Raw genomic sequence first — 23,974 nt, 5'->3', positions numbered from 1 at the left:
GGGGGGGGGGGGGGGCCCCTACGGTTGTTACACCCCGCGGGGGGGCCGCCGCGGCCCCCGGCGGGGCCCCGCCCCTCTGCGGTTTTACCGGCCCCCCGCGCAAGCCCTCCCGATCGCGTCCAGCACCTCGCGCCCCGCGTCCACCAGGTACATGTGGTCGCCGGGGAACTCGACGTAGTCGAAGGACGCGGTGGTGGCCGCGTGCCACTGGCGGGCCTCCTCGGACGTGACCAGGCCGTCGACGGCGCCCCGCAGCGAGGTGATCGGCACGGGGAGCGGGTCGTCCGTGCTCGGAACGTAGTTCTCGTGCATCTCGCAGTCGGCCTGGAGCACCGGGAGGATCAGCTCGCGCATCTCCGGGTGGTCCAGGGCCTCGTGGCGGAAGCCCGCGAACTCCTCGACCCGGGCGAGGAACTCCTCGTCCTCCAGGCCGGAGGCCCGCCGCTCGCGCTGGGTCCACGGCCCCGGGGAGCCGCTGACGACCAGCCGCTCGACGCGCACGCCGCGCGCGCCCAGCAGGTGCGCGAGCTCGTAGGCGAGCACGGCGCCCAGGCTGTGCCCGAAGAGCACGGCCCGGGAGCCCTCGCCGAGGTCGGCGACGATCTCGTCGATCGAGCCCTTGGCGGCCTCCTGGACGTTCCGGTACGGCTCCTCCAGGATCCGCCGCTCCCGGCCGGGCAGCTCGACGGACGTCACCCGCCAGCGCCCCGCGGCCAGGTCGCGCCACGGGTGGAAGAACGACGGTCCGGCCCCTGCGAACGGCACGCACAGCAGCGTCGGGGCCCCGTCTTCCGCGGACTTGCCGGGCTCTGTCATCCCGACCCACCTCTTTCGTCGTTTTGAGCGTTCGCCGGGCGGCTACGCGAGTTTGCGGCCGAGGACCTCGAACATCTGGGCCACGGGTGCCGGCATGTGCATCTCGTGGTGCGTGACGCGCACGTCGTGCACCTCCAGGGAGCCGAGGACGTACGGGCGCCACAGGTGCGCGTACGACGTGTCCTCCAGCGTGGCGTTGAAATACACCACGTCGCCGCGGTAGACGGGCGACTCGTAATCCATCATCAGGGCCGTGTTGTTGGCCAGGATCCGCGCCATGGTGTCGAGGAACTCCTGCCGGTTCCCGGTGCGGATGTACTGGCCGAAGTCGTCCTCCAGCTCCGCCCGGAAGTCCGAGGAGTCCTTGCCGGCGTGGACCTCGGCGAAGCCGTGGCCGCCGGGCTGGGCGTCCAGGATCGCCACCAGGGCGACCTCGTGGCCGCGCCGGTCGAGCGCGTCGGCGACGGCCTGCACGACGGAGCCGCCGTAGGACCAGCCGATCAGGTTGTAGGGGCCCTCCGGCTGCACCTCCAGGATCCGGGCGACGTAGTCCTCGACCATCTCCCGCACCGAGGACGCCGGCGTCTCCACGCCGTCGGAGCCCCGGGACTGCAGGGCGTAGGCGGCCCGGTCCGGCAGGTGCAGGACGAAGCTGTAGTACGCCCAGCCGAGCCCGCCGCCGCCGTGGAAGAACCACACCGGGGGCTTGCCCGTGCCCGGGTCGGCGTTCAGGGGCAGCACGACCGCGAAGGAGTCGGCGTCGTCGTCGGGGACGCCGCCGGCGAGCATCAGCGCGGCCAGCTCGGCCACCGTGGGGTAGCGGATGATGGTCCGGATGGGGATGTCGATGTCGAACTCGTTGCGGACGCGGACGCTGAGCCGGGTGGCCAGCAGCGAGTGCCCGCCGAGGGCGAAGAAGCCGTCGTCGATGCCGACCTTCTCGCGGCCGAGGAGTTCGCCGAAGAGCTCGCACAGCCGCTTCTCGTAGGCGTTGCGCGGGGCCCGGCCGGCCTCGGCGTGCGCGTCCTCGGCGGGGAGGGCGCGCCGGTCGAGCTTGCCGTTCGGGGTCAGCGGGATGTGCGGCAGCGGGACCACGGCGGACGGCACCATGTAGTCCGGCAGGCGCTCGCGCAGGTAAGCGGTCAGGGCGGCGAGCCCGTCGGTGTCGAAGGCGGCGTCCGGCTGGGGGACGACGTAGCCGACGAGGCGCTTGTCGCCGTCCTGGTTCTCGCGGACCAGGACCGCGGACTGCGCCACGCCGGGGTGTCCGGCCAGGGCGTGCTCGATCTCGCCGAGCTCGATCCGGAAGCCCCGGACCTTGACCTGGGAGTCGGCGCGGCCCACGTACTCCAGGTGTCCGCCCCGGGCCCGGCGGACCAGGTCGCCGCTGCGGTACATCCGCTCGCCGGGCGCGCCGAAGGGGCAGGCCACGAAGCGCCCGGAGGTCAGTCCGGGGCGGCCGTGGTAGCCGCGGGCCAGGCCGTAGCCGGCCACGTACAGCTCCCCGGTGACGCCGTCGGGCACCGGCCTGAGGTCGGCGTCGAGGACGTGGGCGCGCAGCCCGGGGACGGCCGGGCCGATCACGCTGGCCCGGTGGCGGGCGGCGAAGTCCGCGTCCAGGTCGACGCGGGTGACGTGCACGGTGGTCTCGGTGATGCCGTACATGTTCACCAGGACCGGCGCGTCGGAGGGGTGCCGGGCGTACCAGTCGGTGAGGCGGTGCAGGTCGAGGGCCTCGCCGCCGAAGACCACGTACCGCAGGGCCAGCTCCCGGCCGGGCTCCTCGGCGTCGGCCTGGACGAGCTGGTAGAAGGCGGAGGGCGTCTGGTTGAGGACGGTGACGCGCTCGCGGTCCAGCAGCCGCAGGAAGTCGGCCGGGGAGCGGGAGACGTCGTACGGGACCACGACCAGGCGGCCGCCGTGGAGCAGCGGGCCCCACAGCTCCCAGACCGAGAAGTCGAAGGCGTAGGAGTGGAAGAGGGTCCACACGTCGTCCGCGCCGAAGCCGAAGTCCCGGGTGGCCTCGAAGAGGCCGACGACGTTGCGGTGCGGGATCAGGACGCCCTTGGGGCGGCCGGTCGACCCGGAGGTGTAGATCACGTACGCCGGGTGGTCGGCGGACAGGGGGGCGCGGCGCTCGGCGTCGGTGAGGTCGGCGCCGGACGCGGCCGGGTCGTCGTCCTCGTCCTCGTCGAGGTGGACGAGGGGGAGGTCGCCGGCGAGGTCCCGGGCGGCGGTGTCGGCGCTCGTGGTCACGAACAGGACGGGCCGGGCGTCCTCGACGATGTGGGCGACGCGGTCGGCCGGGGAGTCGGGGTCGACGGGCAGGTAGGCGCCGCCCGCCTTGAGCACGGCGAGGAGGGCGACGACCAGGTCGGCCGAGCGCTCCAGGCGGACGCCGACCAGGGACTCGGGGCCCACGCCCCGGGCGACCAGGCGCCGGGCGAGCCGGTTGGCGCGGGCGTTGAGCCCGCCGTACGTGAGGGAGGCGCCCTCGAAGACGACGGCGGTCTCGGCGGGCCGCAGCGCCGCTTGCCGTTCGAAGAGCTCGACCAGGGTGGTGTCGGGGACGGCGGGGGCGGCCCCGGCGGCCCGCTCGAGGTCCGCCCGCTCCCCCGGGGTCAGCACGTCGACGTCGCCGACGCGCATGCCGGGGTCGGCGGCGAGCTGCTCCAGGACCCGGGCGAGGCGGGCGGCGATCAGCTCGGCGGTCTCGCGGTCGAACAGGTCGGTGGCGTACTGGAGGTCGCCGCGCAGCGCGCCCTCGGCGTCCAGGGCCATGAAGAAGGTGAGGTCGACCATGGCGGTGGAGGGGATGGCCTGCTCGAAGCCCATGGTGAGGCCGGGGAGTCCGAGCTCGGGCTTCTCGTAGCTCTGCCAGGAGAAGATCACCTGGAACAGCGGCTGGTAGGCCGCGGAGCGGTCGGGGTTGATGGTCTCGACGACGACGTCGAAGGGCACGTCCTGGTTCTCGTACGCCGTCAGCGACTTGTCGCGGACCTGGGCGAGCAGCTCGGTGAAGACCGGGTTGCCGGAGAGGTCGGCGCGCAGGACCTGGGTGTTGACGAAGCAGCCGATCAGGTCGGTGAGCGCCTCGTCGGTGCGCCCGGCGATCGGCGAGCCGATCGTCACGTCGTCGCCGCCGCCGAGCTTGCGCAGCAGCACCGCGAGGGCGGCTTGGAGGACCATCGACAGGGAGGTGCCGCGCTCCTGGGCGAGCCTCTGGAGGCCGGCGGCCACCCCGGCCCCGACGGCGAGGCCGACCCGGTCGCCGTGCGAGCCGGCCTCGGCGGGGCGCGGCCGGTCGAGCGGCAGGTCGAGGGGTTGCGGGACCCCGTCGAGCTCCTTGCGCCAGTACTCGACCTGGGCGGCCGCGAGGCTCTCCGGGTCGGACACCTCGCCGAGGACGTCGCGCTGCCAGAGGGCGTAGTCCTTGTACTGCACCGGCAGCGGCTCCCAGTCGGGTGCCGCGCCCTCCTTGCGGGCGGTGTAGGCCCGGATCAGGTCGCGCATCATCGGCGCGCTGGAGCTGCCGTCGGAGGCGATGTGGTGGATGACCAGGACGAGGACGTGCTCCTCGGCGGAGCGGCGCAGCAGGCTCGCCCTGAGGGGGAGTTCGGCCGACAGGTCGAAGCGGTGGGCGACGGCCTCGTCGACGGCGGCGGCGAGGTCGTCGGGCGCCGCCTCGGCGAGGCGCAGACCGGGCGCGGCCTCCTCCGGGGAGAGCAGCACCGAGTACGGCTCGCCCCGCTCGTCGGTCCGGTAGACGGTGCGCAGGATCTCGTGCCGTTCGGCCAGGTCGCGCACGGCCGCGCCCAGGGCGGCCGCGTCCAGGTCGCCGGTGAGCCGGAACGCCGCCGAGATGTTGTAGGTGGCCGCCCCGCCTTCGAGCTGGTGCAGAAGCCACATGCGGCGCTGTGCGTAGGACAGGGGAATCATCGCTTCACTCCTTGACTATCAACGGGCGCAGGCTGCGGCGGGGCGGAGCAGCCGATTCCTCGGACCAGGCGGCCAGCGCGGCGGGCGTGGGCAGGTCGAAGATCTTGCGGATGGGGATCTCGACGCCCAGCTCGGTGCGGGCGCGGGTGATCAGGCGGGTGGCGAGCAGGGAGTGCCCGCCGAGCTCGAAGAAGCCGTCGTCGACGCCGACCCGGTCCACCCCGAGCACCTCTTCGAAGAGCGCGGTCAGGGCCTTCTCGCGCGGGGTGGCGGGGGCCCGGTAGGCGGTGCCGGTGAACTCCGGTTCGGGGAGCGCGGCCCGGTCGAGCTTGCCGTTGGGGGCGAGCGGCAGCCGGTCGAGCACGACGAAGGCGGACGGGACCATGAACTCCGGGAGGCGTTCGCCGGCGAAGGCGTCGAGCTCCTTGGGCGTCGGGGCCCCCGCGCTCCCCGCGTCCTGCGTGTCCGGGGTGCCCTGCGCGTCCGGGGCGGGTACGACGTACGCCACCAGCCGCTTGCCCGTGCCGCTCCCCGGGGCCTCGCGGGCGACGACCGCGCACTGGCCGATCCCGGGGTGGGCGGTGAGGACGGCCTCGACCTCGGCGGGCTCGACGCGGAAGCCGCGCACCTTGACCTGGGCGTCGCCCCGGCCCGCGTACTCCAGGTGGCCGTCCCCGTTGATCCGGGCCAGGTCGCCGGTGCGGTACATGCGGTCGCCGGGCGGGCCGAAGGGGTCGGCCACGAAGCGCTCGGCGGTGAGTCCGGCGCGGCCGTGGTAGCCGCGGCCCACGCCGCCGGCGACGTACAGCTCGCCGACGGTGCCCGGGGGCACGGGGGCCAGGCCGGGGCCGAGGACGTAGCCGCGCATGTTGCCGAGGGGGGTGCCGACGGGCGCGCTGCCGGCCCGGTCCGCGGCGGTGGCGGGGGTGGTGTCGGAGGCGGTGTGGGTGGTGGCGTAGAACGACTCGCTCTGGCCGTACGCGTTGACGACGCGGACGCCCGGGAAGGCCCGGCGGGTCTTCTCGACGAGCGACGCGGGCAGGGCCTCCCCGGCGAAGACGACCGTCTCGACGCGGACGCGGCCGGTGATGCCGTCGAGGAGTTCGGCAAAGGCGGAGGGCACGGTGGAGACGACGGCGCCGCTCCAGCCGTCCCGCTCGCCCAGGACCAGGACGTCGCGGACCACTTCGACGGTGCCGCCGGAGGCGAGGGTCGTGAAGATCTCGAAGGCCGAGACGTCGAAGTTGACCGAGGTGCCCGCGAGGAGGCGCTTGCCCGGCGCCATGCCGACGCGGGGGGCGAGCCGCAGGACGCCGTTGACCACGTTGGCGTGGGTGATGGCGACGCCCTTGGGCTTGCCGGTGGAGCCGGAGGTGTACATCACGTACGCCAGCTGCCCCGGGTGCACGGTCCGGGCGGGCGGGGGGACGTCCCGGGACGGGTCGAGCGCGTCGAGGAGGAGGTCGGGGGCGTCGTGCTCCGGCAGCGCTCCGGCGGTCGCGGAGTGCGTGAGGACCAGGCTCGGCCGGGCCTCCTCCAGGATCGCCCGGAGGCGGGCTCCGGGGTACTTGGGGTCGACCGGCAGGTAGGCGCCGCCCGCCCGGAGGACGGCGAGCAGCCCGACGACCAGGTCGGCCGTGCGCGGCAGGGAGACCGCGACCAGCGACTCGGGGCCCACGCCCCGGTCGGCCAGCTCCCGCGCCAGGCGGTCGGCCCGGGCGTCCAGTTCGCGGTAGGTGAGCGAGGTGTCGTCCGCGACGACGGCGAGCGCGTCGGGGGTGCGGGCCGCCTGGGCCGCGACGAGGCCGTCGACGGTGGTCGGCGGGGTCGGGACGGCGGTGTCGTTGAACGCGTCGAGCAGCCGGTGGCGTTCGGCCGGGCTCAGCAGGTCGAGGTCGGCGGTCTTCGCGCCGGGGTCGTCGGCCAGCGCGCGCAGCACGCGCGCGAGGCGGTCCGCGTACTCCCGCACCGTCTCCCGGTCGAAGACCCCGGGGGCGTACTGGAGGGTGAGCCGCAGGTGCGGTTCGACCAGCGCCATCAGGGCCAGCGGGTAGTTGGTGCCGGTGGCCAGGCGCAGGCCGGTGAAGGTGATGCCGCCCGCCGCGTCGGTGGCGGCGCCCAGGCTCCGCCGGTCGACGGGGTAGGACTCGAAGACGACCAGGGTGTCGAAGAGGGACGGCAGGCCGGTGGCCCGCTGGATGTCCGTGAGTCCGTGGTGGTGGTGGTCCAGGAGCGCGGCCTGCCGGTCCTGGAGCCGGAGCAGGACCTCGGCGAGGGTGTCGCCGGGGGCGTGCTCGACGCGTACGGGAAGGGTGTTGATGAACATCCCGACCATCGACTCGACGTCCGCGACGGCGGGCGGGCGGCCGGAGACGGTGGCGCCGAACACCACGTCCCGGCGGTTGGTGAGGCCGCCGAGCAGCAGCGCCCAGGCGCCCTGGACCAGGGTGTTGACGGTGACGCCCGTGCGGGCGGCGGTGTCGGACAGGGCGCGGGCGAGGTCGGCCGGGAGGGCGACCTCGACCTCGTCGAGCCCTTCCCCGTCCGCGTCCCCGGAGCCGGGGGCGAGCAGGGTCGGCTCCTCCAGGCCGGCCAGTTCGGCCGCCCAGGCGCGGTCCGACTCCGCCGGGTCCCGGCGGGCGCGCCAGGCGAGGAAGTCGCCGTAGTCGCGGGTGGCCGGCAGGACCTTCGGGTCGCCGTGGGAGCCGTGGAGGAGCAGCAGGTCGCGGAGGAGGAGGGGGGTGGACCAGCCGTCGAAGAGCACGTGGTGGGCGGTCATGACCAGTTCGGCCCGGTCGGGCGCGAGGACGACGAGCGACAGCCGGAACAGCGGCGGGGCCTCGCGGTCGAAGTGGTCGGCGCGGTCCCGGGCGAGGAACCGCTCGAAGGCCTCGGTGCGCTCCTCCTCCCCGGCGGCGGTCAGGTCGAGGTGGTGCCAGGGCAGCTCGGCGGTCTCCGGGACCACCTGGACGACCTCGCCGTCGGCCCGGGTGGTGAAGGCCGCGCGGAGGTTGGCGTGCCGGGCCAGGAGGGCCTGTCCGGCACGGCGCATCCGCTCGGGGTCGACCGCGCCGGAGAGGTGGAAGACCATCTGCATGTGGTAGGCGTCGAACGACGTCCCGGACAGCAGGGTGTGGAAGAGCATGCCGGACTGGGCGGGGGTGACGGGCCAGACGTCGGCGAGCCGGCCGAAGCGGGCCTCCCAGCCGTCGATCTCCGCCTGGTCCACCCCGGCCAGGGGCGCGTCGGAGGGGGTGAGGCCGCCGGCCCCGGGGGTGCGGGCGTGCCGGGCGAGGGCGGTCAGCGCCTCGACCCACAGCCCGGCGAGTTCGGTGACCTCCTCGCGGGAGAGGATCCCGGTGGGGAAGCCGAAGTGGGCGGTCAGCTCCTCGCCGGTGTCGCCGGGGGCGGCCACCGCGTTGATCTCCAGGGCGGAGAGGGCGGGCATGTCCGGGTCGGGGGCGGCGATCAGGTCCCGGCCGGCGGGGTCCGGGGTCCAGCCCAGGCCGCGCAGCTCCTCGGGGAGGTCGGCGGCGGAGGCGCGGCCCAGGTAGTTGAAACCGATCCGGGGCTCCGGCAGCGCGGCGAGCACGGGTGCGGTCTCGGGGTTCAGGTGGCGCAGCAGGCCGTAGCCGATACCGTTGTCCGGCACCGCCCGCAGCCGTTCCTTGACGGCCTTGACGGCGCGGCCGGCGGCGGGGCCGCCCGCGAAGGCGTCGGCCAGGTCGACGCCGTCCAGGTCGAGCCGCACCGGGTACATGGCGGTGAACCATCCGACCGTGCCGGACAGGTCCGCGCCGGGCACCACGTGCTCCTCGCGGCCGTGGCCCTCCAGGCGGACCAGGGGGGAGCCCCCGGTCAGGCCCCGGTCGCGGTGCCAGCGGGCGAGGGCGAGGGCGAGTCCGGCGAGGAGGCCGTCGTCGACGCCGCCCCGGAACACCGTCGGGAGGGTGTCCAGGAGGGTCGCGGTGACGTCGGCGGGGACGCGGACGCGGACCGTGTCCACGGTGGCGGCGACGTCGACGGCGGGGTCGGGGTCGCGGGCTCCCAGGACGGGGTCGCCGCCGTCGAGGATCCCCTGCCACAGGGGCAGTTCGGCGACCCGGCCGGGGGCGGCGGCCTCGTCGGCGAGGGCGTGCGTCCAGCGGCGCAGGGAGGTGCCGGGGGCGGCGGGCTCCGGGGCCGGGCCCCGGCGGACCCGCTGCCAGGCGGCGGCCAGGTCGGGCAGCAGGATCCGCCAGGACACGCCGTCGACGACCAGGTGGTGGAGGACGATCAGCAGCCGGTCGGGGCCCGTTCCGGAGGTTCCGGAAGCACCGGAGGTTCCGGAAGTGACGGAGGCTCCAGAGGTTCCGGAGCCTTCGGAGCCTTCTGAGGTGAACCGTACGAACTGGGCCATGACGCCCGCGTCGGGGTCGAGCCGGTCGGCGGCGGCGTCCAGCTCGGCCTGCGGGTCGGCGTCGTGGCGGACCTCGCGCAGCAGCGCGGCGGCGTCCACGCCGCCGGCGGGGGCCGTGTGGAGCTCCCGCCGTTCCCGGTCGAGCCGGGAGCGCAGGGCGTCGTGCCGGTCCAGCACCGACCGGAGGACGGCGAGCAGTCCGGCGCGGTCGGCGTCCTCGGGCAGGGTGAGGAGCGCGGACATGGAGAACCGGCCGAGGCCGCCGCCGCGTTCGAGGACGTGCGCGGCGGTGGGCGGCAGCGGGGACCGGCCGACGCCGCCGCCGGGCAGCTCGGCGAGGCCCGCCGGTTCCTCGTCCCGGCGGCCGTCGACCAGCTCCGCGAGGCGGGCGACCGTGCGGTGCTCGAAGACCTCCCGGGTGCCGATCCGGACGCCGCGCGCCTTGGCGCGGGCGACGACCTGGATGGAGCGGATGCTGTCGCCGCCCGCGGCGAAGAAGTCGTCGTCGACGCCGATGCCCGGGGCGTCGAGCACGTCCGCGTACACCTCGGCGAGGATCCGCTCGGTCCCGCCGCGCGGGGCCCGGTAGGCGGTCGCGGCGAACTCCGGCTCGGGCAGGGCGGCCCGGTCCAGCTTGCCGCTGGGGGTCAGCGGCAGGCGGTCGAGGACCACGAGCACGGCGGGCACCATGTAGTCCGGCAGCCGCTCGGCGGCGAACCGCCGCAGCTCCTCCGACGAGGGGGCGGTGTCGCCGGACGGGGTCACGTAGCCGACGAGCCGGGCGGTCCCGGCGCCGTCCTCGCGGACGGTGACCACGGCCCGGCCGACGGCGGGGTGGCGGCCGAGGGCGGTCTCGATCTCGGTGGGCTCGATCCGGATGCCGTTCACCTTGACCTGGGTGTCGGCGCGCCCCTCGTACTCCAGGCGGCCGTCCCGGTCGAGCCGGGCGAGGTCGCCGGTGCGGTACATGCGGGCGCCGGGCGGGCCGGCGGGGTCGGGCACGAAGCGCTCGGCGGTGACCGGGGCGTTGCGGTGGTAGCCGCGGGCCGTCAGGCCGCCGACGTACAGCTCGCCGGTCACGCCGGGCGGGACCGGGGCGAGGTCCGGGCCCAGGACGCGGGCGCGCATGTGGGCGAGCGGGCGGCCGACGGGGACCGCGCCGGTGCCGTCCCGCCCCTCCGGGAGGACGTGGGCGGTGGCGTAGAAGCTCTCGGTCTGCCCGTAGGCGTTGACGATCCGTACGCCGGGCAGGTCGGCGCGGATCCGGGCGGCCAGGTCGGCGGGGAGGGCCTCGCCGGCGAGGACGACGGTCTCCACGTCGAGCCGGTCGGCGGCGGGGCCCCCGGCCCCGAGCTGGTCGAGCAGCGCGGCGAAGACCGTGGGGACGGCGCTGACGGTGGTGCCCGACCAGTGGTCGCGCTCGGCGAGTTCGAGGACGTCCCGGACGACCTCGACGCTCGCTCCGGAGGTGAGCGCGGTGAAGATCTCGAAGACGGACACGTCGAAGGTGACGGAGGTGGCGGCGAGCGTCCGGGAGCCCTCGCCGACCCGGACGGTCCGGCGCAGGTCCCGCAGGCCGTTGACCACGGCGGTGTGGGTGACGGCGACGCCCTTGGGGGTGCCGGTGGATCCGGAGGTGAACATGACGTAGGCCAGGTCGTCCGGCCGGGCGCCCGGTCCGGGGAGCGGCGCGGGCGCGGGGCCGTCGAGCGGCAGTCCGTCGAGGTGGAGCAGGGGGAGGCCGGTCCCGGCCGCGACGGCGGCGGTGGCGCGGTCGGTGAGGACGAGCGCGGGGGCGGCGGCGTCGAGGAGCAGGGCGATCCGGGCGGCCGGGTGGCCGGGGTCGACGGGCAGGTAGGCGCCGCCGGCCTTGAGGACGCCGAGGAGGGCGACGACCAGGTCGGCGGTGCGCGGCAGGGCGACGGCGACCAGGACGCCGGGTCCGACGCCCCGGTCGCGGAGTTCGGCGGCGAGCCGGCCGGCCCGGTCCTCCAGCTCGCGGTAGGTCAGGACGGTCCGTCCGGAGACCACGGCGGTGGCGTCGGGGGTGCGGGCCGCCCGCGCGGCGACCAGCTCGTGCACGGTGGCCGCCCGGTCGGGCGCGGCGGTGCCGTCGAGCCCGGCCAGCAGCTCCCGTTCGGCCCCGCTGAGGACGTCGAGCCCGGCGAGGCGCGTGCCGGGGTCGGCGACGACCTGCCGCAGGACGCGGACGAAGCGTGCGGCGATGCCCTCGGCCGTGTCGTGGTCGAAGAGCTCGGTGGCGTACTCCAGCCGGCCGTAGGCGCCTCCGGAGGCGTCCGGGACGACGTTGAGGAACAGGTCGAACTTGGCGGTGCCGGTGTCGGCGGCGACGGGGGTGGCCCGCAGGCCGGGCATCTCGATGCGCGGCCAGACGAACTGCCAGGCCAGCATGGTCTGGAACAGCGGCTGGTACGAGGTGGTGCGCTCGGGCCCGAGGAGTTCGACCAGGCGCTCGAAGGGCACGTCCTGGTTGTCGTAGGCGGCGAGGGCCTTCTCGCGCACCTGCTCCAGGAGGCCGGCGAAGGTCGGGTTCCCGGTGAGGTCGGCGCGCAGCACCCAGGTGTTGACGAAGAAGCCGATCAGGTCGTCGAGCTGTTCGTCGGCGCGGCCCTCGATGGGGCTGCCGACGGTGACGTCCGGGCCGCCGCCCAGCTTGTACAGGAGCACGGCCAGGGCGGCCTGGGCGGCCATCGGGGCCGTGGCGCCGTGGTCGGCGGCCAGCCTGCCGAGGCCGGTGAGCAGTTCGGGTTCGAGGGTGAAGGAGACGTGGCCGCCGCGGTGGTCGGAGACCGTCGGGCGGGGCCGGTCCAGGGGCAGCGGCACCGGCTGCGGCACCCCGTCGAGCTCGCGGCGCCAGTGGTCGATCTGCTGGGCGGCGAGGCTGTCGGGGTCGGCCTCGTCGCCCAGGAGCTGCCGCTGCCACAGCGTGTAGTCCTTGTACTGGACCGGCAGCGGCTCCCAGTCGGGCGCCGTGCCCCGGCGGCGGGCGGTGTAGGCCGACACCAGGCCCTGGAGGAAGGGCGCCATCGAGGCGCCGTCCACGGCGATGTGGTGGAAGGCGAACACGACGACGTGCTCCTGCGGGGACACCCGCAGGACGGTGGTCCGCAGGGGGAGTTCCGCCTCCAGGCGGAACCCCTCCCGCAGGGCCTCGCGCACGGCCGCGTCCACCGCGTCCGCCGCGACGTCGACCACCCGGAACGGGTGGACCGCCTCCTCCGGCGGCAGGATCCGCTGCTCGGGGGTGCCGTCCTCGTTCTCGACGATCAGGGTGCGCAGGGTCTCGTGCCGGGTGGCGACGTCCTTCACGGCCGCGGCCAGGGACGCGGTGTCCAGCGGCCCTTCCAGGCGCAGCGCGAACGGGATGGTGTACGTCGGGGACGGGCCCTCCAGCCGGTGGAGGAACCAGAGCCGGCGTTGGGCGAACGACAGCGGGATCATCGGCTGTACTCCTCCACGGTCATCTGGCGCAGCTGCGGGCGGGCGGCCTTGCGCCGCCGGGGGCTGTCCGAGGAGGTCAGCCCGTCGATGTGGGCGGCCAGCCGGGCGACCGTCGGGTTCCGGAAGACCATCGTGACCTTGGAGTCGACGCCGAACTCGTTGCGGATCCGGCCGCTGAGCCGGGTGGCGAGGAGGGAGTGCCCGCCGCAGGCGAAGAAGTCGTCGTCGACGCCCACCCCGGTCCTGCCGAGGAGGTCGGCGAACAGGCGGCAGAGGATCTCCTCGGTGGGGCTGCCCGGCGCGCGGCCGGGCTCCGCCGCGCCCTGGTCGGGCGCGGGCAGCGCGCCGCGGTCGAGCTTCCCGCTCGGCGAGGTCGGGAACCCGGGGAGCGGGACGACGGCGGACGGGACCATGTACTCGGGCAGGCGCCCGCGCAGCAGCGCCGTCAGCTCCGCCGGGTCGAGCGAGGCGGGGTCGGCCTTGCCGTTCGGCACCGCGTAGGCGACGAGGCGCTGGTCGCCGGGGCGGTCCTCGCGGACCACGGCGACCGCCTGCGCCACGGCGGGGTGCTCGGCGAGGACGTGCTCGATCTCGCCGAGTTCGATGCGGAAGCCGCGGACCTTCACCTGGAAGTCGCTGCGTCCGATGTACTCCAGGCGCCCGTCGCGGCCCCGGCGGACCAGGTCGCCGGTGCGGTACATCCGCGCGCCGGGCCCGCCGAACGGGCAGGCGACGAACCGTCCGGCGGTCAGGTCGGGCCGGCCCTGGTAGCCGCGGGCCAGGCCGTCGCCGGCGATGTACAGCTCTCCCCGGACCCCGGCGGGGACCGGGCGCAGCAGCTCGTCGAGCACGTAGACCCGGGTGTTGCCGATGGGGGCGCCGATCGACGGGGTCCCGGAGCCGGGCGCGACCGGGGAGGTGGTGGACCAGACGGTGGTCTCGGTCGGGCCGTACATGTTGGTGACCTCGGCCGCCTGGTCGGCCAGGGTGGCGGCGAGCTGCGGGGGCAGGGCCTCGCCGCCGACCAGGATCCGCAGGCCGCGCGCGCCCTCGGGCTCCTCCATGAGGAGCATCTGCCAGAAGGCCGGGGTCGCCTGGACGAGGGTGACGCCGTGGCGGCGGACCGCCTCGACGACGGCCGAGGGCCGGGTGACGGTCTCCTTGCCGGCCAGGACGACGGCCGCCCCGGAGATCAGCGGGAGGTACAGCTCCAGGCCCGCGATGTCGAACGCGACGGTGGTTACGGCGAGCAGGCGGTCCTCGGGGGTGAGCGCGAACCGGCGCGCCATGGAGGCCAGGAAGTTGTCCAGGGCGCCGTAGGGGACGGCCACGCCCTTCGGCCTGCCGGTGGAGCCCGAGGTGTAGATGACGTACGCGGTGTTCTCCGGGCGGACGGCGACCCGCGGGGGTGTCGCCGGGTGGCGGGCGAGGTCGGCCGCGGCGAGCGCGTCGGCGTCGAGCACGAGGGCCGGGCGGGAGTCCTCCAGGATGTGGTCGATGCGGGTGCCGGGGTGCTCCGGGTCGATCGGGACGTAGGCGGCGCCGGCCTTGAGGACGGCGAGGAGGGCGACCACGAGCTGCGCGGTGCGGGGCAGCCGCACGGCCACGAGCGATTCGGGGCGCACGCCGCGGTCGATCAGCCAGTGGGCGAGCCGGTTGGCGCGCTCCTCCAGTTCGGCGTAGGTCAGCGTCCCGTCCTCGGCCGCGACGGCGAGGGCGCCGGGGGCGGCCTCGGCGCGCCGCCGCACGGTCTCGACCAGGCCGGCTTCGAGGGTGGGCCCGTCGGTGGCGTTGGCCCCGTGGAGCAGCAGGTCGCGTTCGCGGGCGTCGAGGACGTCGACGTCGCCGAGGCGGGTGTCCGGGTCGGCGAGGAGCTGTTCGAGGACCCGGACGAGCCGGGCGGCGATCTCCTCGGCCTCGGCGCGGTCGTAGAGGTTGTCCTGGTAGTCGAGGGAGAGGCGCAGGTAGGGGTCGGCGGAGTTGAGGGTGAGCGGGTAGTGGGAGCCGGCGAAGGGGCGGATCCGGTCGATGGTGAATCCGGCCGAGTCGTGGGCGTCGACCATGCCCTCGCGGTCGATCGGGTAGTTCTCGAAGACGATGAGGGTGTCGAACAGGGCGGGCAGCCCGACGTCGCGCTGGATGTCGGCCAGTCCGTGGTGGTGGTGGTCGAGCAGGGCGGTCTGGCGGTCCTGGAGGGCGGAGACGACCCCGCCCATGGTGTCGTCGGGCCGGCAGAACACGCGGGTCGGCAGGGTGTTGATGAACAGTCCGACCATCTCGTCGGAGCCGACCAGGTCGGCGGGGCGGCCGTTGACGGCGGCGCCGAAGACCACGTCCCGCTGCCCGGTGAGCCGGGCGAGGAGGATGGCCCAGGCCCCCTGGAGGAGGGTGTTCAGGGTGACGCCGAGTTCGGCGGCGCGGCGGGCGAGGCCGCGTCCCTGGTCGATGGAGAGCGGCACCTCGACCCGGCCGAGGGCGGAGGCGGTGCCCCGCAGGGCGGCGTTCGGGGCCACCAGGGTGGGCTCCTCGAAGCCGTCGAGCTCGGCCTTCCAGCGGGCGGCCGACGCCTCCTGGTCCTGGGCGGAGAGCCAGCCGAGGTAGTCGCCGTAGCTGCGGACCGGGGGGAGGCCGCGGGTGTCGGAGTAGAGCCGGACGAGGTCCGTGATCACCATCGGCGACGACCAGCCGTCGAAGAGGGTGTGGTGCGCGGTGACGACGAGCTTGGCCCGCTCCGGTCCGCAGCTGAGCAGGTGCAGGCGGAGCAGCGGCGGGCGGGCAGGGTCGAGCTGGTCGGCCCGGTCGTCGGCGAGCGCCCGGTCGAGTGCCGCGTCGGTCCCGGCCTCGTCGAGGCCGCCGAGGTCGGTGTGGCGCCAGGGGATGTCGACGTGTTCGGCGACGATCTGCACGGGTTCGCCGTCGGCGCCGGTGAGGAACGCGGAGCGCAGGTTGGGGTGCCGGTCGAGGAGGGCCTGTCCGGCCGCCCGCATCCGCTCCGGGTCGACGTGCCCGGACAGGTGCAGGACGAACTGCATGTGGTAGACGTCGAAGGTGCCCTCGGCGAGGGCCGCCTGGAACTGGATGCCGGACTGGCCGGGGGCCTGCGGCCAGATCTCGGCGAGCCGCCCGTAGCGCTCCTCCCAGGCGTCGATCTCGTCCTGGCCGACCTTCACCAGGGGGGCGTCGGAGGGGGTGAGGCCGCCGGTGCCGGGGCGGGCGGCGTGGGCGGCCATGCCGCGCAGCACCTCGGCCCACAGGTCGGCCAGTTCGGCGGCGCGCTCGCGGGTGAGGACGCCGGTGGGGAACATGAAGGCGGCCTGGAGGGCCGGGCCGTCCTCGGTGTCGGTGACGACCGAGTTCACTTCGAGGGCCGACAGGGCGGGCAGGTCCGGGTCGGGCGCCGGGACCAGCTCGGCGGACCAGGGCGCGGGCCCCCAGCCCTCGGCGCGCAGGTGCTCGGGCACGTCGGTGCTGGAGATGCGGCCGAGGTAGTTGAACCCGATCTGCGGGGCCGCGTAGTCGGCGAGCTGCGGGGCGGTCTCCGGGTTGAGCCAGCGCAGAAGCCCGTATCCGAGGCCCTTGTCGGGGACGCCGCGCAGCTGCTCCTTGACCAGTTTGACGGCCCGTCCGGCGGCGGCGCCGCCGGACAGGACCTCGTCGAGGTCGACGTCGCGCAGGTCGACGCGGGCCGGGTACATGCTGGTGAACCAGCCGACGGTGCGGGAGAGGTCGGCGCCGGGGACGGCCTCCTCCTCGCGGCCGTGGCCCTCCAGGCGGACCAGGGTGGAGCGGTCGTCGCCGCGCCAGCGGTTCACCGCGAGGGCGAGGGCGGCGAGCAGGACGTCGGTGCCGGTGCTCCGGAACGCGGCGGGGAGCCGGGTGAGGACCGCCTCGGTGTCCTCGGCGGAGAGCCGCACGCGGACGGTGTCGAGGGTGGACATCAGGTCCACGGCCGGGTCGAAGGAGCGCTCGCCCAGCGGGAGGTTGGGAGATTCGAGGACCTCGCGCCAGTAGTCGAGCTCGTCCTCCCGCTCGGGGGTGAGGGCCTCGGCCTCCAGGGCGGCGGCCCAGCGGCGGGCGGAGGTGCCGACCTCGGGGAGGTCGGGCTCCTCGCCGGAGCGGACGGCCTGCCAGGCCTCGGCGAGGTCCGACACGAGGACGCGCCAGGAGACGCCGTCGACGACCAGGTGGTGCAGGACCACGAGGAGCCGGCCGGCGCCGGATTCGGCGGCGAACCAGACGAAGTCGGCCATGGTGCCGGCCCGGGGGGCGAGCCGTCCGGTCGAGGCCTCCAGCTCGGTCTTCGCCGCCGCCAGGACGGCCGGGTCGTCCCAGTCGCCGGTGACGGGGACGCGGTGGAGGAGCTCCGCGGCCCGTACGGCGCCCTTCGGGCGCACCAGGAGGGTGGGCTCGTCGCCGGGCACGAGCCGGGCGCGCAGCAGGTCGTGGCGGTCCAGGACGGCGTCCAGGGTCGCGGCGAGACCGGCCTCGTCGATGCCGGCGGGCAGTTCGAGGACGATCGACATGGCGAAGCGGTCGATGCCGCCGCCGTGCTCGAAGACGTGCCGCGCCACCGGCTGGAGCGGCAGCGCGCCGACGCCGCCGCCGTCGAGCTCTTCGAGGACGGGCGTCCGGTCGCGGCGGTCGGCGGCGACCTCGGCCAGCCGGGCGGCCGTGCGGCACTCGAAGATCGCGCGGGTGGTCAGCTCCAGGCCGCGGGCGCGGGCCCGGGCGACCACCTGGATCGACCGGAGGCTGTCGCCGCCGACCGCGAAGAAGTCGTCGTCGACGCCGACGCGGTCCACGCCGAGGACGTCGGCGTAGGCCGCGGTGATGATCTTCTCGGCCTCGGTGCGGGGCTCGCGGTAGGCCTCGCCGAGGAACTCCGGCTCGGGCAGCGCCGACCGGTCCAGCTTGCCGGTGGGGCCCAGCGGCAGGGCGCCGAGGGCCACGAAGGCGGAGGGCACCATGTAGTCGGGCAGCCGGGCCGCGGCGAACCTGCGCAGCTCGGCGGCGGAGGCGCCGGCCTGCACGTCGACGTCGCCGATGCCGCCGGCGCCGTCGTCGCCGACGGCGCCCTCGCCGATGTGCACGACGTAGGCGACGAGCCGCTTGCCGCCCTGGGGGACCTCGCGGGCGACGACCACGGCCTCGCTGATGCCGGGGTGGGCGGTCAGCGCCGCCTCGACCTCGGCCGTCTCGATGCGGAAGCCGCGCACCTTGACCTGGCCGTCGCCGCGGCCGACGCACTCCAGGCGCCCGTCGGCGTTCCAGCGGGCGAGGTCGCCGGTGCGGTACATGCGCCCGCCGGCGGGGCCGAAGGGATCGGCGACGTAGCGCTCGGAGGTCAGGGCCGGGCGGCCGTGGTAGCCGCGGCCGAGGCAGGCGCCCACCACGTACAGCTCGCCGACGACGCCCCGGGGCACCGGGACCAGGCCGGGGCCGAGGACGTAGGCGCGCATGCCGCCGAGCGGGGTGCCGATGGGCGAGACGTCGCCCTCGGGCCACTCCTCGCCGGCGCCGAGGGCGAAGGCGGTGGCGTAGAAGCTCTCGCTCTGTCCGTACGAGTTGACGATCTGCGCGCCGGGCAGGGCCTCGCGGACCTGCCGCACCAGGCGGGCGGGGAGCACGTCGCCGGCGAAGACGACCGAGCGGACGTCGGGCGCCTTCTCCAGGTGGCCGAGGAGTTCGCCGAGGACCGAGGGGACGCCGCTGAGGACGTGGCCGTCCCAGGAGTCGCGCTCGGCGAGCGCGAGGGCGTTCTCCACGATCTCGGCGGTGCCGCCGGTGGTCAGGGTGGTCAGCAGCTCGAAGACGGAGACGTCGAAGTTGACGGAGGTGCCGGCGAGCATCTTCCAGCCGGCGGGGGCGTCGAGGACGCGCACCAGCTCCCGCACGCCGTTGACGAGGTTGCGGTGGGTGATCGCCGCGCCCTTCGGCTTGCCGGTGGAGCCGGAGGTGTACATGACGTACGCCAGGTTGTCCGGGTGCGGCCGCGCGGCGCGGGCGGATTCGCCGGGGGCCCCGGCGGGCCACTCGGCGCGCCGGTCGAGGTCGACGACCGGCAGGCCGTGCTCCGGCAGCTCCCGCGCGGTCGCGGTGTCGGTGACCACGAAGCGCGGGCGGGCCTCGGCGAACACGGTCGGGGCCCGGCCGGCGAGGTACTGCGGGTCCAGCGGCACGTATCCGGCGCCGGACTTGAGGACGCCGAGCAGGCCGGCGACCAGGTCCTCGGTGCGCGGCAGGGCGAGGACCACCAGGTCCTCCGGTCCCGCGCCCCGCCGTGTCAGCTCCCGGGCGACGGCGTCCGCGCGATCGTCGAGCTCCCGGTAGGTCAGCGTGCGGCCGCCGGAGACGAGCGCCGGGGCGTCCGGCGTCGCGGCGGCCTGGCGCTCGAAGAGGTCGGGGACGGTCGGCTCGGACGGCCCGGTGGCGCCGGGGACGGTGTCGAGGCCGGTGAGCAGCAGCTCGCGCTCGGCCGCGTCGAGCACGTCGACGCCGTCGACGCGGCGGCCCGCGTCGGTCACGAGCCGGTCGAGGACGCGCACGAACCGCTCCCCGAGGGTCTCGGCCGTGCTCCGGTCGAAGAGGTCGGTGGCGTACTCCAGGCGCACCCCGGCCCCGCCGGACGCGTCCGGGATCATGTTGAAGAACAGGTCGAACTTGGCCGTCCCGGTCTCCAGCGTCTCGGACGCGACGTCCAGACCGGCGAACTCCAGCCGCCCTAGCGGCTCCTGCCAGGCCAGCATGACCTGGAAGAAGGGGTGGTAGGCCGTGGAGCGGTCCGGGTTGAGCAGCTCCACCAGCCGCTCGAAGGGCATGTCCTGGTTGTCGTACGCGCCGAGGGAGCGGTCCCGCACCCGGCCGAGCAGCTCGTGGAAGGTCGGGTTGCCGGAGAGGTCGACGCGCAGCACCCAGGTGTTCACGAAGAAGCCGACGAGGTCGCGCAGCTCCTCGTCGGTGCGGCCCGCGATGGGCGCGCCGATCGGGATGTCGTCGCCGCAGCCGAGGTGGCGCAGGAGCACGGCGAGGGCCGCGTGCATGACCATGGAGACGGTGGTGTCCCGCTCGGCGGCCAGCTTCTCCACGGCCGCGAGCAGGTCGGGCCCGATCCCGAACGTCACCAGGCCGCCGTCGGAGCTCGTCCGCTTCGGGCGGGGGCGGTCCGTCGGCAGGGCCAGCGGCTGCGCCATGTCGGCCAGCGCCCCGCGCCAGTACTCCAGCTGGTGGTGGGCCAGGCTCTCCGGGTCGGACTCGTCGCCGAGCACGTCCTGCTGCCACAGGGTGTAGTCCGCGTACTGGACCGGCAGCGGCTCCCAGACGGGGGCCCGGCCCTCCCGGCGCTCGGCGTAGGCCGCGGCCAGGTCGCGCAGCAGCGGTCCGAGGGACTCGCCGTCCAGGGCGATGTGGTGCACGACGAGGACCAGGGTGTGGTCGGCCGGTCCGGTCCGCACGAGGCGGGCGCGGATCGGCACGTCGGCGGCCAGGTCGAAGGTCTCCCTGGCCGCCGCGTCGACCTCGGCGGCCCGCCGGTCCGGCGCGGCCTCGACGACCGACAGGACGGACGGCGCCCGGTCGGCCGCCAGCACCTGCTGGTGGGGGACGCCGTCGTCGCCCTCGACGATCACCGTGCGGAGCACCTCGTGCCGCTCCACGACGTCGTGGAGCGCCGACCGCAGCGCCGCCACGTCCAGCTCACCGGTCAGCCGCAGGGCGAAAGCGCCGTTGTAGGTCGGCGAAGGGCCTTCGAACCGGTCCACGAACCACAGCCGGCGCTGCGCGAACGACAACGGGATCATTGTTTCTCCAAATCGGCGGAACCAGGGAGCGGATCGGCGCTCAGCCCTGGTCGAGCAGGGTCAGAAGTTCGTCGTTGTAGAAGTCGTCGATGGAGCACGCCCCCGACAGCGTCGAGAAGTAGCGGTCGATGTGCTCCTGGTGTCCGACCAGCTTCCGCAGCATCTCGGTCCGGCCCTCGGGCTTGAGCTCGGCCACGTTGAGCGCGCCCTGGTAGTGGTTCAGCGCCTCGTCGCCGAGGTCGTTCTCGTAGCGCCGCAGCGCCGATTTGAGCCGGGCGTCGTCGTGCAGGCCGTCCCCGATGTGGTCGGTGAGGCTCTGGGCCTGGACGAAGGCCTCGGTGATGCCGCGGGCGGTGATGGAGTCCTTGTGGTTGACCGCGTCGCCGACCAGGACCCAGCCGGGGCCGTACGCCCGGCGGAAGTAGTTGTCCTGGTGGCCGGTGCCGTAGAGCTGCTCGACCCGCTCCCCCTCCCGCATCCGCTCCCACAGCTCGGGGGCGGTGGTGCGGAAGGCGTCCAGGTAGGCGGGCTCCACGTCCTTGCGGACGGCGCCGAAGTCCGCCTGCGGGAAGTAGGCCATGAGCAGCGTCAGGTCGTCGTTGGTGGGCAGGACGCCGATCCAGCGCCCCGGGCGCTCGTACAGCTCGAAGTCGGAGGGGACGCCGGCCCAGTAGCTGTAGTAGGTGCAGGTCATCCGCGGGTGCTCGATGACGTTCTCCGCACCGACCTTGCGGGCCACCAGCGAGCGCATGCCGTCGGCGCCGACGACCAGGCGGGCCCGGTCCGTCGCCTCGGCGCCGCCGGGGGTGGTGTAGCGCACGCCGACGACCCGGTCACCTTCGTGGACCAGGTCGTTGACCGCGCAGCCCTCGCGGAACTCCACGCCCGCCTCGACGGCGCCCTCGGCGAGGAGCGGGTCGAGGACGTAGCGGCGCGGCGCGTACGTGGCCCGCAGGCCGTCCATCGGGAGGGAGAAGCCCTCGATGCGGACGCCGGGGCCCTCGTAGACCTGCTTGGTGATGGGCCGGCAGCCGGCCGCCCGGAGCTTCTCCAGGAGCCCCCAGCGTTCGAGCAGCGCCACGCCCTGCATGTGCAGGTAGTGCGAGGACAGGGTGTCCTGGGGGAACTTCGCCTTCTCCAGGAGCAGCACGCGGTATCCCTGCCGCGCGAATAGCATGGCCGTCGGAGCACCCGCACAACGGGCCCCTATGACAATCACGTCGTACACGGCGCCTCCGCCTCTCCTAACAGGTGGTTTTCCATGGTTCCGGCGGAACCGGAGCGCACCGGGCGCCTCCGGCCGCCGCACGTCAACGGGCGGTCGCGCCCTGGGACTCGAGGTACGCGGAGAGCGAGGCCACGGTCGGGTTGAGGAACAGCTGGTCCATCGGGACCTCGGCCCCCAGCTCCTCCAGGAGGGCCCCCTGGATCCTGACCATGACCAGCGACTGGCCGCCCAGGGCGAAGAAGTCGTCGTCCACCGCTATGTCGTCGGTCCGGAGTTCCCGGCACCAGATGGCGCGCACGTCGTCGGCGATCATCACGTTCCTCTCGGTATCTGTTCGGGGGTCGCCGTCACGTCGCCGCCCCGCTTCCGGCGAATCGGCTGCGGAATTCGGCGAGGAGCGCCGGGCGGTCCACTTTTCCGTGCGGGCTGAGCGGAAGGTGCGGGACGTTCACGAAACGGGCCGGGACCATGTTCCGCGGCAGGTCCCGCAGGAGGCCGGAGCGCAGCTCCTCCTCCGCGGGCTCCGCGCCCGCCGGGACGAGGAACGCGATCAGCTCGGCGTCCCCCGTGTCGTACGAGACGCCCACGGCGGCCTCGCGGACCCCGTCGAGCCGGGCGAGCGCGCGCTCGACGTCGGTGGGGTCGATGCGCATGCCGCGCACCTTCACCTGGGAGTCGATCCGGCCGAGCACGACGAGGTCGCCGGCCGCGTCCACCCGGCCGCGGTCGCCGGTGCGGTAGATCCGGCGCGGCTCCCCGTCGACCTCGATGTGGGTGAACCTGGCGTTCTCGGGGCCGTTGCCCAGGTATCCGGCGCCGACGCCGAGGCCGGAGATGCAGATCTCGCCCTCCTCCCCCGGTCCGACCGGGCGCAGGTCCCCGTCGAGGAGGTGGATGTCGGTGTTGTGGGCGGGGGTGCCGACCGGCGGGATGTCGTGGACGCCGGGCCGGTAGGCGGCCAGGTCGTAGGAGGTGGCGACGTCGGTGCACTCGGCGACGCCGTACTGGTGCAGCAGGACGCAGTCGTTGCCCTCGCGCGCCGCCCACGCGGCGAGCCGCTCGACCTTGAGGGCCTCGCCGCCGAAGAGGATGTGGTCGAGCCGGGTCAGGGCGTCGCCGCCCCGGGCGGTCTCCCAGTCCACCAGCAGGTACAGCGTGCTGGAGGCGCAGTGCACGACGCGGATGTCGTGCCGGTCGAGGATGCGGTGGGCGAGCAGGGCGTCGAAGTTGCGGCTCGCCATCAGGTGCTGGGTGGCCCCGCAGAACAGCGGGGTCATCAGGCTGCGCTGGGACAGGTCGAACCCGAAGGCGCTGACGACCAGGTGGTGCGACCCGCTGTGCAGGCCGTACTCCAGGGTCAGCCAGTTCATCAGGTTGAACCAGCCCTCGTGGCGCACGGCGGTCAGCTTCGGCGTCCCGGTGGAGCCGGAGGTGAAGACCGCGTAGCAGACGTCGTCCCCGGTGACCTCGACGCCGGGGGCGGTGGCGGGCAGCTCCGCCAGCTCGTCGGCCAGCAGCTCCAGGTCGACGACCTCGGCGTCCGCCGAGGCGACCATGGCCGCGGTGGCCGGGGAGGCGGTGATCAGCGCGAGGTCGGGGACCTGGCCGAGCAGCAGGCCCAGCCGCGCCGCCGGGTACGCCGGGTCGAAGGGCACGTAGGCCGCCCCGGCCTTGAGCGTGCCGAGGACGGCCACGAGCAGGTCGATCGAGTAGTCGAGGCAGACGCCGACCTTCGCGCCCCGGCCGATGCCGCGCGCGACGAGGTGGTGCGCGAAGCGGTTGGCCCGCGCGTCGAGCTCCGCGTACGTCAGCCGCCGGTCGTTCCAGACGACGGCGACGGCGTCGGGGGCGGCCGCGACGTGCTCCTCGAACCGCTTGTGCACGACGGGCACCGCGGGCAGGGCGACCCGCTTTCCCTGAAGGATCATCAACTGGCTCCGATGTGAGTGGTGTCCGGTGCTGCGGGCCGCCGGGCACGCCGTGCGCCGCTCCGCGGAGCGCGTCGCGCGGGCCTGCCGGCGCTCAGCCCGCGGCCATGGACTCCCGCAGGCTCCGGGGACGCAGGTCGGTCCAGTTGCGCTCGACGTACTCCAGGCACTCGGCCCTGGAGGCCTCGCCGAAGGCGACCCGCCAGCCGGCGGGCACCTCGGCGAAGGCCGGCCACAGCGAGTGCTGGTCCTCGTCGTTGACCACGACGTTGAAGCGGCCGTTCTCGTCGTCGAAGGGGTTCGTGCTCACCTGGCACCGTCCTTAGCAGTCATGGGGTGGTCCGGCGTTTCGAGTGGTGTCGAGTGGTGCCGCGGCGGGGACCCGTGCCGTCCGGGCCGGCGCCGT

8 protein-coding genes are annotated in these 23,974 nt (G+C 74.8%); all 8 read right to left on the bottom strand.

All coding sequences use genetic code 11. The features are described from left to right. Positions 1–84: 84 nt before the first annotated feature. Positions 85–816, bottom strand: coding sequence for a thioesterase II family protein (locus tag ACWGSR_RS32950; RefSeq protein ID WP_453572226.1), 732 nt, complete (start codon positions 814–816; stop codon positions 85–87). 42 nt (positions 817–858) lie between these two features. Further along, a complete protein-coding gene (locus ACWGSR_RS32945) occupies positions 859–4,755 on the bottom strand; it encodes a non-ribosomal peptide synthetase (protein ID WP_453572224.1) in 3,897 nt (1,298 codons plus the stop codon). Between the two features lie 4 nt (positions 4,756–4,759). Further along, positions 4,760–12,616: an amino acid adenylation domain-containing protein gene (locus tag ACWGSR_RS32940; protein ID WP_453572221.1), complete on the bottom strand. Its 7,857-nt coding sequence runs from the start codon at positions 12,614–12,616 to the stop codon at positions 4,760–4,762. Then, positions 12,613–20,412: an amino acid adenylation domain-containing protein gene (locus tag ACWGSR_RS32935; RefSeq protein ID WP_453572218.1), complete on the bottom strand. Its 7,800-nt coding sequence runs from the start codon at positions 20,410–20,412 to the stop codon at positions 12,613–12,615. Before ACWGSR_RS32935 ends, ACWGSR_RS32940 begins: the two co-directional genes overlap by 4 nt. Before the next feature lie 40 nt (positions 20,413–20,452). Further along, the gene (locus tag ACWGSR_RS32930; protein ID WP_376328634.1) at positions 20,453–21,631 is read right to left on the bottom strand and encodes an NAD(P)/FAD-dependent oxidoreductase; all 1,179 of its coding nucleotides are present in this window, start codon (positions 21,629–21,631) and stop codon (positions 20,453–20,455) included. 91 nt (positions 21,632–21,722) lie between these two features. Continuing rightward, positions 21,723–21,953 (bottom strand): phosphopantetheine-binding protein, encoded by a 231-nt coding sequence (locus tag ACWGSR_RS32925; protein ID WP_376233242.1) that lies wholly within the window; start codon positions 21,951–21,953, stop codon positions 21,723–21,725. A 34-nt stretch (positions 21,954–21,987) separates the two neighbouring features. Further along, a complete protein-coding gene (locus tag ACWGSR_RS32920; RefSeq protein WP_376233244.1) occupies positions 21,988–23,568 on the bottom strand; it encodes an amino acid adenylation domain-containing protein in 1,581 nt (526 codons plus the stop codon). Positions 23,569–23,662: 94 nt separating this feature from the next. Beyond that, complete coding sequence (locus tag ACWGSR_RS32915; RefSeq protein WP_366378510.1) at positions 23,663–23,878, bottom strand: MbtH family protein; 216 nt, start codon at positions 23,876–23,878, stop codon at positions 23,663–23,665. Positions 23,879–23,974 lie beyond the last annotated feature (96 nt).

The organism is Streptomyces sp. NPDC055632, assembly GCF_053618675.1.
Note: the sequence above shows the minus strand (reverse complement) of the source record. Positions and strands in the feature narration are given on the sequence as shown.

What these genes read in the sequence shown, in the direction of transcription:
- ACWGSR_RS32950 (WP_453572226.1), bottom strand. Translation starts at nt 816, where the DNA reads ATGACAGAGCCCGGCAAGTCCGCGGAAGACGGGGCCCCGACGCTGCTG.
- ACWGSR_RS32945 (WP_453572224.1), bottom strand. Translation starts at nt 4,755, where the DNA reads ATGATTCCCCTGTCCTACGCACAGCGCCGCATGTGGCTTCTGCACCAG.
- ACWGSR_RS32920 (WP_376233244.1), bottom strand. Translation starts at nt 23,568, where the DNA reads ATGATCCTTCAGGGAAAGCGGGTCGCCCTGCCCGCGGTGCCCGTCGTG.
- ACWGSR_RS32940 (WP_453572221.1), bottom strand. Translation starts at nt 12,616, where the DNA reads ATGATCCCGCTGTCGTTCGCCCAACGCCGGCTCTGGTTCCTCCACCGG.
- ACWGSR_RS32935 (WP_453572218.1), bottom strand. Translation starts at nt 20,412, where the DNA reads ATGATCCCGTTGTCGTTCGCGCAGCGCCGGCTGTGGTTCGTGGACCGG.
- ACWGSR_RS32925 (WP_376233242.1), bottom strand. Translation starts at nt 21,953, where the DNA reads ATGATCGCCGACGACGTGCGCGCCATCTGGTGCCGGGAACTCCGGACC.